Here is a 15,896-nt window from a genome sequence, read left to right as displayed (position 1 = left end):
TGTCGGGATTCTCGATGGCTGCTCGGCCGGTCTCCACGCAGGTCCGAGCATCGGCGTCGACGACCGCAGTTCTAGTATCGAGGTCATGACAGTCGCTGCACAGTTCACTCGTACCCCGCATCCCGCCCCAGTTCCGGCGGATCGGCGCACGGAGATTCTGGCGGCGCCCGGGTTCGGTCGCTACTTCACCGACCACATGGTGTCGATCGACTATCTCGACGGGCAGTGGACCAATGCGCGGGTCGAACCGTACGGGCCGCTGTCGATGGATCCGGCGACGATGGTGTTCCACTACGGTCAGGCCATCTTCGAGGGTCTCAAGGCGTATCGGCAGGCCGACGGCAGTATCGCCACCTTCCGCATCGATGCCAACGCGGCGCGGTTCCAGCGGTCGGCGCGACGACTGGCGATGGCGGAGCTACCCGAGGAGTTGTTCATCGAATCGGTGCGCCAGCTGCTCGAGGTCGACGCGGACTGGGTGCCCGCGGCCGGTGGTGAGGAGTCGCTGTATCTGCGGCCGTTCATGTTCGCCACCGAGGCGGGACTCGGCGTGAAGCCCGCCTCCGGCTACAAGTACCTGCTGCTCGGTTCGCCTGCGGGAGCGTATTTTCCGCGTGGCGTGAAGCCGGTGCGGGTGTGGTTGTCCACCGAATACGTGCGCGCCGCCCCCGGCGGCACCGGTGAGGCCAAGGTCGCCGGCAACTACGCGTCCTCGCTGCTGGCGCAGCAGCAGGCCACCGACAAGGGCTGCGACCAGGTCGTGTGGCTCGACGCCTGCGAGCGCAAGTACGTCGAGGAGATGGGCACCAACAACCTGTTCTTCGTCTACGGTTCCGGTTCCGAGGCCCGGTTGGTCACCCCGGAGCTGTCGGGGTCGCTGCTACCGGGCATCACCCGCGACAGTCTGCTGACCCTCGCCGCCGACTCCGGTTATCCGGTCGAGGAACGCAAGGTGTCGGTCGAGGAATGGCGCAACGGCGCCGAATCCGGCGAGATCACCGAGGTTTTCGCGTGCGGTACTGCCGCGGTCATCACCCCGGTCGGCTGGGTGCAGTCCGCCGAGGGCGAATTCGAGATCGGCGGCGGTGAGCCCGGCGAGGTCACGATGGCGCTGCGCGACACGCTGACCGGAATTCAGCGCGGCACGTTCGCCGACAATCACGGCTGGTTGCGCACCCTGGCGTGAAAGCCGGTGCCCCGGGGTCGGCCCGGGGCACCGCGGCAGGAATCGTCAGGTAGAACGGTTTGCCGGGGTGGGTCTGGCGCTGATCCTGCAGGAACGAGATGGCCTTGTCCGCAAGGTCTTTCGACAGGTGGTAGCCCTCTTCGGGCTGATACGGCTGGTCGATGAAGTGGTTGTCCTCGGCCAGATCCGGATACCACTGGTTGGTCTCACCGCCGACGAATCCGTAGAAGCGGTCGAAGCCCTGTCCCAGCGGCCACCGCTCCCGCGACGAGCCGGCGGTTCACTCGTCGACGGGGATGTTGTGGTTCTTGCCGACCCAGTAGGTGCCCCAGCCGGCCTTCCGCAATACGGTGGCAATCGAGGCGTTCTCCGGCGGGATGTGAGAGCTGTAGCCGGGAAATCCCGACGAGGTCTCCGAGATCGAGGCGAATCCGTTGAGGTGATGGTTGCGGCCGGTGAGGAAGGTGGGGCGGGTCGGCGAGCACAGCGCCGTGGTGTGCCATTGGCTGTAGGTCAGTCCCTCGCACGCCAGCCGGTCCATGGTCGGCATCGTGCGAGTGCACCACCGGCCGGCGGCAAGCCCCATCCGCCCGGGGTGAATCCGGGTTTCGCCGCCGCGGCCGCGCACGCAGTTGCCGATACCGCCCACGACCGGGCGAATCGGGCGGTACGGTCGGGTCAGCGTACGGTCGGCTACCGCTGCCGGCGTTGACGTTTCGGACAGTGAGGGAGAGGAAGTCATGCCACACCGCACCGACTCCGGCACCCACCACGCCTGCTGCGCGCCGGCAGCGGGAAAGAGCGCCGATTCGACCGGTCACGATGCCGATGCCGGTCGGCCGGGCGAGGCGGATCGCCGCGCGGAGTTCGAGGCCGCGCTGGTCGCCCTTCCCGGCGGCGCCTTCATCATGGGAGACGAGAGCAGCTGGGCCTATCCCGGCGACGGCGAGGGGCCGTGCCACCGGGTGACTGTCGACGCCTTCGCCATCGGCCGGTACGCGGTGACCAATGCCGACTTCGCCGCATTCGTCGCCGACACCGGCTACCGCACCGATGCCGAGAAATACGGCTGGTCGTTCGTCTTCGCCGGCTTGCTGCCGCCGGATATGCCGCCCACCCGCGCGGTGGTCAACGCTCCGTGGTGGCGGCAGGTGGAGGGCGCGGACTGGGCTCATCCGTTCGGGCCCGACTCGGATGTCGGCACCCTGGCCGACCATCCTGTCGTCCACGTCTCCTGGGAGGACGCCCGGGCCTTCTGCACGTGGTCGGGCACGCGGCTGCCCACCGAGGCCGAATGGGAGTACGCCGCCCGTGCCGGATCCACCGGCCCGTTTCCCTGGGGCGAGGACTTCGAGCCGGACGGGCAGCGGCACATGAATGTCTTCACCGGCGAATTCCCCCGCACGGCCGCCGGCGCGCATCTCGGCGCGATGCCCGTGAATGCCTACGCGCCCAACGGTTTCGGACTCTACAACACCACCGGGAATGTGTGGGAGTGGTGTTCGGACTACTTCTCGCCGGACTACTACCGGCACAGTCCCGAAGCGAATCCCACCGGACCCGATCTCGGCCGCGACCGGGTGATGCGGGGTGGATCGTATCTGTGCCACCTGTCCTACTGCCGTCGTTACCGGGTCTCGGCGCGGCAGGGCAGCGAGCCGGTCTCCTCGACGGGGAATCTGGGCTTCCGGGTGGTCGCGGACAGACCGGTGCGGTGAGGTCCCGCCCGGCCGAACCGACCAGGGGAGTGGAGGGCAGATGAGCAGCGCGGTGGCGCCGACGCTCACCGGTTACCGCCGCACCTGGCTGCGGCCCGATATCCTGGCCGGGCTCAGTGCGGGTGCGGTCGTGATTCCGCAGGCCATGGCCTACGCGACCATCGCGGATCTGCCGGTGCAGATCGGCCTCTACACCTGCATGGTGCCGATGGTCGTCTACGCGCTGCTGGGCGGGTCGCGTACCGCGAGCGTGAGTACTGGAGCGCGACCGACCTACGTGCCGTCGGGTGTGTGCGGGCCGGTCGCCGCGTGACGGAGATACGGAGTCAGTAGCTCTCGGACGCGCGTCGCCACAGTGTCGACGGGGGCGTGGTTTTCGACCATGCGCGAGGCGGTGAGGACGACGGCGTTGATCAGTTCGGCGGTCGTCGCCGGATCGGGTGCGCCGAGTTCGGTCAGCGCGGCGATCAGCGGCGTGCGGAGTTCGTCGTGAATGGCGCGGCCCTGTGCGGCGAGGGCATCGGGTGCGATATGGGTCGAAAGCCCTTGTACCACCGCGTGTTCGCCCTCGTCGACCAGTTCGAGATTGACCAGCGCATAGGTCAGGACCTTGGCGCCGGGGTCGTCGGCCGCGGCCATGCGCTCGGTGATCCGTGCGCTCCAGCGGGGTAGCGCATCGGCCAATACCGCCTCGAACAGTTCGTCTCGTGAGCCGAAATACTGATAGACGCTGGGCCGGGCCAGACCGGCGCGGGCGGCCACCTCGGCGAGGGTGGGCGCCGCACCGGTCTGTTCGGAGAGGATCGCGCGCGCGGCGTCGAGGAGGGCACGCCGCTGCGCCTGCCGGTGTTCCGCGACAGTCGCCGCCTGAATCCTCGGCACGAAACCTCCTTCTCGCCGCGGCCGGGACGGTGTTTCACCCGGCCGGGCCGCATCCGACCCTATGCGACAGTGCTATCACATCCTGTCGCGGTCACACTCGGTCGCGGTGTGCCCCGCCCCTCAGCGCTCGGGGGTGAGGCGGCCGTCGACCATGGTCAATACGCGGTCACAGCGGTCGAGGATGTCGTGGTCGTGGGTGACCATGACGGTGGCGACCGCCGCCGCGCGGGTTTCGCGAGCCAGCAGTTCCACCACCTCCGCGCTGCGGGCGCGATCCAGGGCAGCGGTCGGCTCGTCGACCAGCAGGACTCGCGGCGAGCCGATCAGCGCCCGGGCGATGCCGACGCGCTGGCGTTCACCGCCGGACAGCTGCTCCGGTCGCCGATTCGCCTTCTCGCCCATGCCGACCGCGCCGAGCAACTCTCGCGGATCGCGGCGGGTGCCGGTGAGGCGGGCGACCAGCCGCAGTTGATCGGCGGCCGTGAGCGCGGGCAGCAGGTTGCCCGATTGGAAGACGAAACCGATGTGGTGCAGCCGGAATCGGGTGCGCTCGCGCGGGCCCAGGGCGGTGAGATCGGTGCCGCCGATGCGAACCCGCCCGGTATCCGGAGTGGTGAGACCGCCCGCCACGGCGAGCAGACTCGATTTACCGGAGCCGGAGGGTCCCATGATCGCGACGAATTCCCCGGGGTTGACCGACAGGTGCACGTCGTCCAGCGCGGTCACCGTATCGGCGCCGTCGCCGAGGGTGAGGGTTACGCCGTCGAGTTCGAGTCCCGTCTTCGAGTCGGAAAGGTCGCCCGCGCGCGCATCCTCTTGTGTCGCAGCGCCTTTGCGTGTGGTGAAGATGCTCATCGGTTGGCTCCCAAGGCCGTGAGGGGATCGATTCTGGTGACGCGCACGATGGCGGCGGCCGCGCCCAGCACGCCGAGCAACACCAGCAGGCCGGCTCCGGTGGCGACGGCTGCGGGTTCGAGCGTGAACGGCATGCCGTGGATGAAACTGCTGCCGCCGACGGCGATCAGCACTCCGATGGCGGTCGCGCCGACCAGCACCACCACGGCCTGGGTGAGTCCGTCGACGAGCAGGAACCGCGTCGGCGCGCCGATCGCCCGCAACACCGCCAGTTCGCCCGTGCGCTGGATGGTCCACACCAGGAAGAACGCGCCGACCACCAGTGCCGAGATCGCGTAGAGGAACGCCTTGATCATCGTCATGGTCGCCATCTCCGCCGTATATCCGGGGGAAGCGTCGTAGGAGGCGGTGCGGGTCATGGCGGTCGTGTCCGCGGCCGCGTCGCCGGCGGTCAGGTCGAGTTTCGCACCCGGCTGCGCGCGCAGCGCCACGGCACTGGCCTCCCGGTAGGACTGCTCTCGCACCTGCTCACCCGGTTTCGCCCCGGCGTGGATCTGCTGCCAGGTGTGCAGCGGCACGTAGGCGACATCCACGTGGCCGAAGGTCTGTTTGCCGGCGGTGACACCGACGATCGTCAGCGTCGTGCCGAGCCGATCGATGACGACGGTGTCGCCGAGTCGCGCACCCTTGTCGAGTGCGGTCGCGCTCACGACGATGCCGTCCGGCCGATCCAGTCCTGTGCCCTGCGCCGCCGCCGGTGCCAGGAACGACTGCGGTTCGACGCCGAACAGCGCGAAGTCGACCGCGACCCCACCGCCGGTTTTGGCGTTGACCAGCGTATTGCCGAAGGGGGCCGCATCGGCCACGCCCGGCTGGGATCGCCACGCCGCTACCTGTGCGGTGTCGATCGTGCTGCGGGTGAATGCCGAATCGGTCTTCGTGCCGTGCGCGAAGGCGAAGGCGTCGACCGGCAGGGCGCGCAGGCCGGAGACACCGTCGTCGACGAGTCCGGACGACAGCCCGGACAGCATCACGGTCAGGATCGAGATGAGCGCGACCACGCCGCCCATCAGGCCGAATCTCACTCGCGCGTACCACAGTTCGCGCAGTGCCAGGAACATGACAACACTCCTCACGGCTGCCGCCGGTCGGACCGGCGGCGCGACAGCACCATCTTCCTGACGGTGCGTTGGTAAGATACCAACGCACCGTCGGCAAAAGTTCGCCGGGGTGGTGAATCGGCCGAGAAAATGCGAAAAGCCCTCTCGCACAAGGCGAAAGGGCTCGAGGTTGGAGGCGGTCGCTCAGCCGGGCATGAGCATATGCCACTGTTCGAGGGTGGTCGGGCGCATGACGTAGTTGTTCTCCCGCACCGACGACAGGGCCGCGCTGGGTTCTTCCGAGTACCAGTGGCCGGGGTAGACGACCGGGTCGCCGGACAGCTCGGCCAGGTGGCGCAGGCTGCGGAACATGGCGTCGGAATCGCCGCCGGGGAAGTCGGTGCGGCCGCAGCCATCCACGAACAGGGTGTCACCGGCGACGAGCCGGTCCTCGAACAGGAAGCACTGGCTGCCCGGCGTGTGGCCGGGGGTGTGCAGGAATTCGATCTCGACGCCACCGACGGCGAGGGTGTCGCCGTGGTCGTGCCCGGTCAGCTCACTCGGGGCGATACCGGTGACATTGGCGACCCAGGACAGTTCCTCGTGGTTCACGTGCACCGGAACCTGCACCCGCTCGAGCAGTTCCTTCACCCCGCGCAGGGTGAAGCCCATCATCGTGCCGCCCACGTGGTCGGGATGATGATGGGTTGCCAGCACACCGGTCAGCCGCAGGCCGTCGGCCTCGGCGATATCGACCAGATCACCCGCCGCGTACGCGGGATCCACCACCACACATTCGCCGGACTCGCGATCACCGATCAAATACGAGAAATTCCGCATCTGCGTGGCAATCGGATCGCCGACGGCCCAGTCCCGGCCCGCCAGCAGTTGACGAAAATATAAACGATCGGATCCCATACGCACACCCTATTGTTCGCCGGCGAACTCCGCGCATCCTGACGCAATGTTGTGAATCGTCACGGCCGCGGGCCGCCGGATGGCTCGGATTCTCGGGCCGGCGCTCAGCTCAGCAGCGCGCCGAGTTCGTCCGCGGCCTCCGGGCCGTACGCGCCGCGCAACCGTCGCAGCGCGTCGTCGCGGTCGAGCGACCACTCCTGGGTGCCCACGGTTTCCAGCACCAGCACCGCGGTCAGCGAACCCAGCTGGGCCGAGCGCTGCAGGCTGAGTCCGGCGGTATGCCCGGTGAGGAAGCCGGCCCGGAATGCGTCGCCGACGCCGGTCGGGTCGACCTGCGAAAGTTCCGGCACCACTTCGACATTCACCTCGACACCGTCACCGTCGACGATCAGCGCGCCCTTGGCGCCGAGGGTGGTGACGCGAATGCCGACCCGGCGGCCGATCTCCTCGGGGGACAGGCCGGTCTTCTGCAGCAGCAGGCCCCACTCGTACTCGTTGGTGAAAAGATATGTGGCGCCGTCGATCAGGGCGAGCGCCTGGTCGCCGTCGAGGCGGGCCAGCTGCTGTGAGGGGTCCGCGGCGAACGGGATACCGAGCTTGCGGCACTCCTCGGTGTGGCGCAGCATCGCGTCGGGATCGTTGGCGCCCACCAAAACCAGGTCCAGCGAACGGTTTTCGGCCACCTCGGCGATCGAGATGTCGCGGGCCTCGCTCATCGCGCCGGGATAGAACGACGCGATCTGCGCCATGCTCTCGTCGGTCGTGCAGACGAAGCGCGCGGTGTGCGCGGTCTCGGAGATCCGCACCGCCGAGCAGTCCACGCCGTGGCGCTCGAGCCAGTCGCGGTACTCACCGAAGTCGGGGCCGACCGCGCCGACCAGCAGCGGGTTCCCCCTCAGCAGACCCATCGCGTACGCGATGTTGCCGCCGACACCGCCTCGGCGAATCACCAGATCGTCGACCAGAAAACTCAGCGACACGTGCTGCAACTGATCGGCAAGCAGGACGTCGGAGAATTTCCCCGGAAAACGCATCAAATGGTCGGTCGCGATGGAAGCGGACACAGCGATGGTCACGAAGCCCGGTCCTTGTCTGTCGAGGGCGGAATCAGCCTTACCGTACCGTGTGCACGACACGGCGCGGAACCTCCGCAGAGATTCCGCGCCGGGAGCAGATCGTCAGTTGAAGCTGTCGCCGCAGGCGCAGGAGCCGGTGGCGTTCGGGTTGTCGATCGTGAAGCCCTGCTTCTCGATCGTGTCGACGAAGTCGATGGACGCACCCTGAACATAGGGGGCGCTCATCCGGTCGACGGCCAGCTTGACCCCGCCGAACTCGGCGGTCAGGTCGCCGTCGAGGATGCGATCGTCGAAGAACAGCTGGTACCGCAGACCCGCGCAACCGCCCGGCTGCACCGCGATGCGCAGCGCCAGATCGTCGCGGCCCTCCTGGTCCAGCAGCGCCTTCGCCTTGGACGCGGCGGCGTCGGTCAGGATCACACCGTGGGTGGTGGTCTCGTTCTGCACAGTCATGAAGTCTCCTCGCAGACCCTCGTTACCCGTGAACGTTGTTTCCGTGAACAGCGCACGGCTCGGTAGCTGTCAACGCCACGTCGCGGGTGGCTATTCCAATCTTGCCACTGCGCGCGCCGGCGTGGGCCCGTCGGCCCCGGAATTGCCGGGTGGACGGCGCTCGGACGTGCGAATCACCACACCCGCGGGGCGTGTCGCGGGGTACAGACCGGCCGGTCGGAGCCGGTTTGCCGGTATGGGCGGTATGACCGATCACACAGGCTCAGCGGAGACCGTATTTCCAGGCCGGTATGCCATCCAATAGCCTGGTCGGCGTGAAGTTCCTGCGCCGTGGCGATGCCAGCACCACCGACGACCACGTCGACGACACGTCGGCCGCGACCGACGACGACACGGCCACGGCAGCGCAGCGGCCCTCACCGACCGCCGGCAAGGGGCGTCCGACGCCCAGGCGCCGCGATGTCGAGGGCAGGCGCCGCGGGCCGGTCGCGCCCGCGCCGCTGACCGCCAAGGAGGCCCGGGCCAGGCGCAAGGCCACCCGCGGCAACCGCGAGGAACGCAAGGTCGCCTCGGCCGAACGCCGGGCCGCCGCCGCCGATCGCCGCGCCCGGATGCTCGCCGGTGAGGACAAATTTCTGCTGCCGCGCGACCGCGGCCCGGTTCGTGCCTACGTCCGGGACCTGGTCGACGCCCGCCGCAATCTGGTCGGACTGTTCATGCCGCTGGCGCTGGTGCTGATCCTGACCATGTTCCTCACCCCGCAGGTGCAGGCCTACGTCACCCTCGCGATGATCGTGATGATGCTTTTCATGGTCGCCGAGGGCTTCGTGATCGGCCGCCTGATCAACAAGCGGGTGCAGGAGCGCTATCCCGACGACACCACCTCGAGCTGGTCGCTGGGCTGGTACGCCTTCGTCCGTGCCTCCCAGATCCGCCGCATGCGCGCCCCGAAGCCGCGGGTGTCGCCCGGCGACGCGGTCTGAGTTCCGGGGATCCGGCGCCGGACCGCACGATCGTTCTCCGCGCGGGCGGCCGCATGTCCGGTCGGCGGGGCGGTTGCTGTGTACGTCCGGTCGAGGGCCGCCGCGAGTGTGCTGAACAGCCGCGCCGGACGGATCGGACTCGGCCGTTGCGGGGGCTTCGGGCTCGGAGAAGCAGCGCCTCGGGTGTGCGGCGGTCGGGGTACGGGCCGATTGGTACCGTGCTGACGTGGTGAACGATGCTGCGGGCGGCCGAGGGCTGCGGACGCTGGTGCTCGGTGGGGCGCGCTCGGGGAAATCCGCCTATGCCGAGGAGGTGGCCGGCCGCAGCGGACCGGTGCGCTACGTCGCGACCGCGGTTCCCGATCCCGCCGACGCCGACTTCGCCGATCGTATTGCCGCCCATCGCGTTCGGCGCCCCGGCAGCTGGCATGTGGTGGAGGGCGATCCGATCACCGTGCTCGGTGACTCGGCGCCGGTGACGTTGATCGACGACCTCGGCACCTGGTTGACCGCCCGCATCGACGCGCGCGCGGCCTGGGAATCGCCGCGCGGAACCGTCGGCCCCGATATCGACGCGCTGGTCGCGGCGGTGACCGGCTATGCGGACCGCTTGCTGATCGTGAGCCCGGAGGTGGGACTGGGTGTGGTTCCGGCGACCACGTCGGGACGACTGTTCCAGGACGAGATCGGGACGCTGAATCAGCGGCTCGCGGCGGTGTGCGACGAGGTCGTGCTGGTCGTCGCCGGAGTGCCGGTCGTGCTGAAGGGGGCCGGTACTTCGACCGGAAGCGGGATCGCGGCGGCCTCCGCCGCGGTCGCGGCCGCCGGGCTGGGAGATGTCGCGGCGCAGCGAGTTCCGGCTTCCGACAGCGCTGATTCCGCGGGCCGGGAGCGTCCGGTCCACGGGTCCGGTTTCGCCGACTCCGCTGCGGCGGAGAAAGCGTTGTCCTCCGGTCACGATGCGGACGGCGGCGCTACGCCGGCCTCGGGCGCCGGAGCTACCGCTGCCGGCTCGGTGGTGGGTTCGACCCCGCGTGGCCTCGCCGAATTCGACGGCACCACACCGGCGTTCGGTCCGGTCGCCGCGCCCGACGCACGGGTGCGGACCGAGGCCGAGCAGCGGCAGTTGCAGTTGACCAAACCGGCGGGGGCGCTCGGGCGGTTGGAGACGCTGGGCAATTGGGTGGCGGCGTGCCAGGGGGAGTGCCCGCCGCATCAGTTCCGGCGTGCCCGGGTCGTGGTGTTCGCGGGCGACCACGGTGTGGCGCGACACGGCGTGTCGGCGTATCCGAGCGAGGTGACCGCGCAGATGGTCGCCAACTTCCTGGCCGGTGGGGCGGCGGTGAACGCGCTGGCCCGCCTCGCCGACGCGACCGTGCGGGTGGTGGACATCGCGGTGGACGCCGACACCGATCCGTCGGTCTCGGCACACAAGATTCGCCGCTCCAGCGGCGCCATCGACCGTGAGGACGCCCTCACCGAAGCCGAGCTGTACGCCGCGCTGGCGGCGGGCCGCGCGATCGCCGACGAGGAGATCGACAGCGGGGCCGACCTGCTGATCGCCGGCGATATGGGGATCGGAAACACGACACCGGCAACGGTTCTCATCGCCACGCTCACCGACACCGAGCCGGTGGTGGCGATCGGCCGCGGCACCGGCGTCGACGATGCCGGATGGATGCGCAAGGCCTCGGCGATCCGCGACGCCATGTGGCGTGCGCGCCCGCACCGCCAGGACCCGTTCGCGTTGCTGCGGATCGCCGGTGGCGCCGATTTCGCCGCCACCGCTGGCTATCTCGCTCAGGCCGCCGCGCGGCGCACGCCGGTGATTCTCGACGGTGTGGTGGTCACCGCCGCCGCACTCATCGCCGAAATGCTCGCTCCCGGTGCGAAGCGCTGGTGGGTGGCGGGGCATCGCTCCACCGAGCCGGCGCACCCGCTGGCCCTCGCCAAGCTCGATCTGGAGCCGCTGGTCGAGCTCAACATGCGGCTCGGTGAAGGCTCCGGTGCGGTGAGCGCGCTGCCGCTGCTGCGCGCGGCCGTCGCCGCGCTCTCGGAGATGTCGACCTTCGGTGAGGCGGGGGTGAGCACCGCCGAATCCGATTCGGCCGCACCGGAAGTCGTGTCCTGAACGAGGGGCGCGGACCGGATCGCCCGGCCCGCACGGCCGGCCCCCTGAGCACGCGGCGGAAGGCCGGCCGGATCGGGTATCTCGTCGATCACCCGCGCGCCGGGTGTCGCGGTCGGTCGGCGGCACGGCACGCAGCATCGAGATGTGCGTGCTGTGGCATCGCCGGATCGGGGTTCCGGCCGTGATCGCGGCGGCTCGTCTCGCGCTCTCATGGTTGACGGTGCTGCCGGTGCGCGGACCCGAGACGGTCGACCGCAGGGCGGCGGCGGGAGCGATCGCGGCCGCACCGGTGGTCGGGGCGGTGCTGGGGGCCGGCGCCGCCGGGTTGCTGTGGGTACTGATCCGTGCCGGAACGGGTTTCGCGCTGGCCGGGCTGATCACCGTCGGTGCGCTGGGGCTGGCGACCCGCGGAATGCATCTGGACGGGCTGGCCGATACCGCGGACGGGCTGGGCAGTTACGGCCCGCCGGAGCGTGCCCGGGAAATCATGAAGAGCGGCGGGGCGGGGCCCTTCGGGGTGGCCGCGTTGATCTTCGCCATCGGGGTTCAGGCGCTGTCGTTCGCCGCTCTCGCCGAGCACGGCCGCTGGTTCGCGGTCGGGCTCGCGGTGGCCGTCGGACGGGTTGCGGTCGTCCTCGCCTGCCGCGGATACGCTTCCGCTCCCGGCGCCGGATTCGGTGCGCTGGTGGCGCGCACGCAGTCGGCGGTGACACCGGCGGTCTGGACTCTCGCCGCGCTCGTCGCCGGTGTTTTCGCCGCGCCCGAGTCCTGGCTCGGGCCGGTCGCGGTCGCCGTGGCGCTGGCGGGTGCGGCCCTGCTGGTGTGGCATTGTGTGCGGCGTTTCGGCGGGCTCAACGGTGATGTGCTCGGCGCCGCCGTCGAGGTGACCGTCGCGGTCACCGCCGCGGTGCTGTCACTGTCCTGAGTTCGTCGGACCGCCCGATCGGCCGTACCGTTTTCTCCGTCCCTGAAGGACCCGACCAGCGAAAATGATTGTGTGTCAATAACGCAACGGCGTTGCCCCTGTTTGGGAATGAAACATCGGGGTATCCGTGAGCAATGACGGTGATAGAGCGGATCGCCGTTGTTGCCGCCCGTCGACGATGCCGAGCGCACGCGCGGCGATACCGGAGCCCGCCGAATTCGCAGCCCCCGGTATCGAGCGCAGGACCACCGCGCGATAAGACGACCTCGCGATCGACGAACGGTGCACCGAGGTCGAAGAGGGGAGCAGGTTTGTCGATTTCATCCCGTGAATCGAAGCGCAGGAACCCGGACAAAGGCTATGTCGCCCTGCTGGGTTGGAGTCTGAACGCGGTCGAAGCGGTGGACCGATTCGATCGGCGTTATGTGGTCGTAGCCCCGGAGTGGGCAGAGGAATATTGCACCGAGAACGAAATACCCTACCTCTGCTGGAATTTCGAGCGACTCAACGACCGGTCGATGGAAATCGCGGAGACGCTGAAGGAGATGGGCGTCGACGTCGCCATCCCGATCTTCGAGGAGACCGTGGAATGGGCGGGTGCGATCAACTCGGTGCTGCTGGACAATCCGCGGCTGCTCGGCCAGGCCATGCTGCTGCGCGACAAATCGCTGATGAAGCGGCGCGCGCAACTGGGCGGTATCCGGGTGGGCATCTTCGAGGAGGCACACGAGCGTGACGACGTCATCCGGTTCCTCAAGCGCGTCAACCAGACCCTGCTCAAACTCGACGGCGATCCGAACGATCCGATCCATGTCAAGGCCTTCGACAAGGCCGGCTGCCTCGGTCACCGGGTGATCCGCACCCCCGACGAGATCGACGCCATCCCCGACGACGAGTTCCCGGTCCTGATGGAATCGCATTTGGACGGTTGGGAATTCGCGGTCGAGGCGTGGATCCACGACGGCAAGATCCGATTCCTCAACATCTCCGAATACGTGCGGCTCGGCTACTCCGTCTTCGTCCCCGCGACCCCGGAACTGGAAAAGTACCGGCCGGAGATCACCCGGCAGGTCGAAAAGCTGATCAAGACCTTCGATATCGAATTCGGGTTCGTCCATCCGGAGTATTTCGTCACCAGCGACGGTGAGATGTACTTCGGCGAGGTCGCCTATCGCCCGCCCGGGTTCAAGGTTTTCGAATTGCTCGAACGCGCATACGGATTCAACGCCTATCACGCGCTGGTGCTCGCATTCGATCCGAAGACCACCGAGGAGGAGATCGTGGAGTTCTTCCCTCGCGAAGTAGTGGATGCGAAAGGACATGCCGGTTCGTTCGGCGTCTACCCGCGGCGGCGGGTGGTCAGCCGGTTGTCGATCCCGGAGGAGACGGAGGATCACGAGTATTTCGAAACCCACGAACTCACCGCCCCGCTGGCGGAAAAGGTCACCAAGCGAACCGCATTCGGCAATCACTGGGGTCTGCTGTACTTCTTCGGCGAAGACCCGTACGCTCTGCGGGACCTGCTGAAGCGACAGGAAGAACTCGACTTCTACGTATGAATCCTTCTCGGCAGGAATGGATCACGGGAGGATCCTGATTGACTCCACTCGGCAGCGACGACGACACTCTGGACAGACGTCTCGCCACGCTGGACGAAGCCACGCGAATTCTGGGCGCCACCAGCGATTTCGGTAAGCAGGTGAAGCTGTCCAGGGTGCTGGGTGCGCTGCGGCGGGTGCTGCTGCTGCCCGGCGGCTGCGCGGCGGTGCGGGCGCGGGCGAGCGGTCTCGAGGCGGCCGGGCTGTTCCTGGGCACCGACTGGGCGAAACCGGAGATCCTCATTCCGGCGCTGAGTGTGGGCTCGTTGCGCAGCGCCAACGCCGACACGGTAGTGCTGGAGACGGTGAGCGATCTGCGCCTGCTGGCGGTGGCCAAGGGCGAGTTCACGCATCCGTCGGTGAGCGCGGAGCAGGCGCTGGGGCATCTGTCGCAGGTGCTGGCGGTGAACCTGAGCCTGCTGTTCACCCCGCCCAGCGAGGCCGAACGCGAACAGCAGGGGAGGATGGCGCGGGTCTCGCGGGAGCTGCTGCATCACCTGGTGGAGGAGATCGGCTACGAGAAGGTGCTCGAGCATCTCGTCGACGAGATCTGGCGGATTCTGCGCCAGCGACCCATCCAGGTCGAGCAGGTGAAGCGGATGATCACGCAGATCGCCGTCGCCCGCAGCAATCCCGATATCGATCTCGGCGCCACCGGGCTGGGTGCGGACCGGCTGATCAGCAGCCTCTACGGCACCACCGACGCCTGCCGGGAGGATCCGGGTGTCGAGGTCTACCGCACGCGCCTGGACGGTATGGACGACAGCGCATTGCAGTACGAGGCAACGGGTTTCGCGCGCTCGATGCACGACACCGGGCTGGTGTCGCCGTATCACGCGGTCCTGCTGCGGTTCCTGCTGACCAAGGGGGAGTATCTGCTCGGTGAGGCGCTGGGCTTGTCCAGCACCGGGCGCGACAGCCTGCTGTGCTACCACGAACTCGTGCGCAACCTGATCGAGGAGGCCGTGCACGTCGAGACCGCGCAGGGCATCTACGGGCTCGCGCTGCTGCTGGAGCGGGGGATTCTGTATCAACCGCCGGTCGCGCCCGCGCTGTGGCGGCAACTCGCGCTGCAGGTATCGCCGCGCTCGCGGGAGCGGCTGCACGAGGTGTTCGGGCCGGTGCCGGACGCACGGGCGCGGTTGCTTTCCGGGATGCTGTCGATTCTGGGCCTGCCGCTCGGCGTGGGCCAGGGCGACAACCCGACCTGCCAGTCGGCGCGCGCCCTGTCGATGTGGGCCTACAACGATCCCGACTATCTGTTGCAGACCGTGGCGTGGGCGGCCCGCGACGACGAGATCGTCATGCATTTCGAGGGACAGCCGATCTCCTCGAAAGAGGCCGGTGCCGGGGTCGCGACCTCGCTGCCGATGGACCTGGACCCGGTATCGCTGCTGGTCGTCCCGCATCTCGATCGGATCTACGCCGAAATGGGGCGGCGCTGCGCCGGGCGCGAGGGCGATCCGCATCGGTGGATCAACCCCGAATTCCACGGCTGGTGGTCCGGGCGCGGATTCCGCATCAATGTCGACGTCGAGACCGGGCGGCTGATCGACGTCGACGAATTCCTGCGGCACTTCTACGCCAGCTACCACCCCTTCTACAACGGCAATCAGCCGCTGATCCACCCGCAGCCGGCCGGCATCGCGGTGACCGACAGCGCCGCCCGGTTCGTCGGCTGGCACGCGATCACCATCCTGCGGGTCAGCCTCGATCCGCAGGACACCATGCGGGTCTACTTCTACAATCCGAACAACGACAGTGGCCAGGACTGGGGCGACGGCGTGGTCGTCGGCACGGCCGGGCACGGGGAACGGTTCGGTGAGGGATCGCTGCCGTTCGAGCAATTCGCCTCGCGGCTCTACATCTTCCACTTCGACCCGCTCGAACGCGGCGAACCGGCCGCGGTGGCGCGTCCGGAGCTGGATCGGGTCGTCGGCTACATCCACCGCAGCTGGGGTGCGGACCGGTTGCCGGAGATCGTGAGCGATGCGCCGTCGTGACCCGGCGGATAGGTTGCGTGCACGGACGATTCACGGTGGCGAGCGGCTCTCGTGGCCGAGGGCGACGC

General features: G+C 68.5%; 14 protein-coding genes and 1 pseudogene. 8 read left to right on the top strand and 7 right to left on the bottom strand.

All coding sequences use genetic code 11. From position 1 onward, the window contains the following. Window positions 1–85 precede the first annotated feature (85 nt). On the top strand, window positions 86–1,186 hold the full coding sequence (locus IG65_RS0111110) for a branched-chain amino acid aminotransferase (RefSeq protein ID WP_030514797.1): 1,101 nt from the start codon (window positions 86–88) through the stop codon (window positions 1,184–1,186). Here the strand turns inward: IG65_RS0111110 and IG65_RS39055 are convergent. Then, window positions 1,101–1,736: pseudogene (locus IG65_RS39055) on the bottom strand (sulfatase-like hydrolase/transferase). The gene IG65_RS0111110 and the pseudogene IG65_RS39055 sit on opposite strands and share 86 nt — an antisense overlap. A 190-nt stretch (window positions 1,737–1,926) precedes the next feature. Between IG65_RS39055 and IG65_RS0111100 the strand changes: the two are divergent. Together IG65_RS0111100 and IG65_RS0111095 are read left to right on the top strand one after the other, a co-directional pair. After that, the gene (locus tag IG65_RS0111100) at window positions 1,927–2,904 is read left to right on the top strand and encodes a formylglycine-generating enzyme family protein (protein ID WP_030514795.1); all 978 of its coding nucleotides are present in this window, start codon (window positions 1,927–1,929) and stop codon (window positions 2,902–2,904) included. A gap of 40 nt (window positions 2,905–2,944) precedes the next feature. Continuing rightward, a complete protein-coding gene (locus tag IG65_RS0111095; protein WP_030514794.1) occupies window positions 2,945–3,217 on the top strand; it encodes a SulP family inorganic anion transporter in 273 nt (90 codons plus the stop codon). Here IG65_RS0111095 and IG65_RS0111090 read toward each other — a convergent pair. From IG65_RS0111090 to IG65_RS0111065, 6 genes are all read right to left on the bottom strand, one after another. Next, window positions 3,178–3,786, bottom strand: coding sequence for a TetR/AcrR family transcriptional regulator (locus IG65_RS0111090; protein ID WP_030514793.1), 609 nt, complete (start codon window positions 3,784–3,786; stop codon window positions 3,178–3,180). The two genes, IG65_RS0111095 and IG65_RS0111090, sit on opposite strands and share 40 nt — an antisense overlap. A 120-nt stretch (window positions 3,787–3,906) precedes the next feature. Continuing rightward, window positions 3,907–4,641: an ABC transporter ATP-binding protein gene (locus tag IG65_RS0111085; protein ID WP_030514792.1), complete on the bottom strand. Its 735-nt coding sequence runs from the start codon at window positions 4,639–4,641 to the stop codon at window positions 3,907–3,909. Then, window positions 4,638–5,762 carry an FtsX-like permease family protein gene (locus IG65_RS0111080; protein WP_030514791.1) on the bottom strand — a complete coding sequence of 375 codons (1,125 nt, stop codon included), beginning with the start codon at window positions 5,760–5,762 and terminating at the stop codon, window positions 4,638–4,640. Before IG65_RS0111080 ends, IG65_RS0111085 begins: the two co-directional genes overlap by 4 nt. 183 nt (window positions 5,763–5,945) lie before the next feature. Continuing rightward, entirely contained in the window at window positions 5,946–6,659 is a 714-nt protein-coding gene (locus tag IG65_RS0111075; RefSeq protein WP_030514790.1) for an MBL fold metallo-hydrolase, read from the bottom strand. Between the two features lie 104 nt (window positions 6,660–6,763). Further along, complete coding sequence (locus tag IG65_RS0111070) at window positions 6,764–7,735, bottom strand: carbohydrate kinase family protein (protein WP_030514789.1); 972 nt, start codon at window positions 7,733–7,735, stop codon at window positions 6,764–6,766. 102 nt (window positions 7,736–7,837) lie between these two features. Next, window positions 7,838–8,188 carry an iron-sulfur cluster assembly accessory protein gene (locus IG65_RS0111065; RefSeq protein ID WP_030514788.1) on the bottom strand — a complete coding sequence of 117 codons (351 nt, stop codon included), beginning with the start codon at window positions 8,186–8,188 and terminating at the stop codon, window positions 7,838–7,840. Window positions 8,189–8,478: 290 nt separating this feature from the next. On the opposite strand from IG65_RS0111065, the gene IG65_RS0111060 reads away from it, so the two are divergent. The 5 genes from IG65_RS0111060 to IG65_RS0111040 all read left to right on the top strand — a co-directional run bounded on the left by IG65_RS0111060 (window position 8,479) and on the right by IG65_RS0111040 (window position 15,828). Further along, a complete protein-coding gene (locus IG65_RS0111060; protein ID WP_228798044.1) occupies window positions 8,479–9,171 on the top strand; it encodes a DUF3043 domain-containing protein in 693 nt (230 codons plus the stop codon). 226 nt (window positions 9,172–9,397) lie between these two features. Then, entirely contained in the window at window positions 9,398–11,302 is a 1,905-nt protein-coding gene (cobT, locus tag IG65_RS0111055) for a nicotinate-nucleotide--dimethylbenzimidazole phosphoribosyltransferase (RefSeq protein WP_081879392.1), read from the top strand. A gap of 184 nt (window positions 11,303–11,486) precedes the next feature. Next, the gene (locus tag IG65_RS0111050) at window positions 11,487–12,227 is read left to right on the top strand and encodes an adenosylcobinamide-GDP ribazoletransferase (RefSeq protein ID WP_030514785.1); all 741 of its coding nucleotides are present in this window, start codon (window positions 11,487–11,489) and stop codon (window positions 12,225–12,227) included. Window positions 12,228–12,745: 518 nt separating this feature from the next. Continuing rightward, complete coding sequence (locus IG65_RS0111045; protein WP_369801516.1) at window positions 12,746–13,786, top strand: acetyl-CoA carboxylase biotin carboxylase subunit family protein; 1,041 nt, start codon at window positions 12,746–12,748, stop codon at window positions 13,784–13,786. A 38-nt stretch (window positions 13,787–13,824) separates the two neighbouring features. Beyond that, window positions 13,825–15,828 carry a hypothetical protein gene (locus tag IG65_RS0111040; RefSeq protein ID WP_030514783.1) on the top strand — a complete coding sequence of 668 codons (2,004 nt, stop codon included), beginning with the start codon at window positions 13,825–13,827 and terminating at the stop codon, window positions 15,826–15,828. Window positions 15,829–15,896: the final 68 nt, after the last annotated feature.

This window comes from Nocardia sp. NRRL WC-3656 (genome assembly GCF_000720265.1).
In the GTDB taxonomy this organism is placed as follows: Bacteria; Actinomycetota; Actinomycetes; order Mycobacteriales; family Mycobacteriaceae; genus Nocardia; species Nocardia nova.
Note: the sequence above shows the minus strand (reverse complement) of the source record. Positions and strands in the feature narration are given on the sequence as shown.

Excerpts from the sequence above, each read along its gene's own strand:
- IG65_RS0111110 (WP_030514797.1), top strand. The coding sequence starts at position 86 with ATGACAGTCGCTGCACAGTTCACTCGTACCCCGCATCCCGCCCCAGTT.
- IG65_RS0111100 (WP_030514795.1), top strand. The coding sequence starts at position 1,927 with ATGCCACACCGCACCGACTCCGGCACCCACCACGCCTGCTGCGCGCCG.
- IG65_RS0111095 (WP_030514794.1), top strand. The coding sequence starts at position 2,945 with ATGAGCAGCGCGGTGGCGCCGACGCTCACCGGTTACCGCCGCACCTGG.
- IG65_RS0111085 (WP_030514792.1), bottom strand. The coding sequence starts at position 4,641 with ATGAGCATCTTCACCACACGCAAAGGCGCTGCGACACAAGAGGATGCG.
- IG65_RS0111080 (WP_030514791.1), bottom strand. The coding sequence starts at position 5,762 with ATGTTCCTGGCACTGCGCGAACTGTGGTACGCGCGAGTGAGATTCGGC.
- IG65_RS0111075 (WP_030514790.1), bottom strand. The coding sequence starts at position 6,659 with ATGGGATCCGATCGTTTATATTTTCGTCAACTGCTGGCGGGCCGGGAC.
- IG65_RS0111065 (WP_030514788.1), bottom strand. The coding sequence starts at position 8,188 with ATGACTGTGCAGAACGAGACCACCACCCACGGTGTGATCCTGACCGAC.
- IG65_RS0111060 (WP_228798044.1), top strand. The coding sequence starts at position 8,479 with ATGCCATCCAATAGCCTGGTCGGCGTGAAGTTCCTGCGCCGTGGCGAT.
- IG65_RS0111045 (WP_369801516.1), top strand. The coding sequence starts at position 12,746 with ATGGAAATCGCGGAGACGCTGAAGGAGATGGGCGTCGACGTCGCCATC.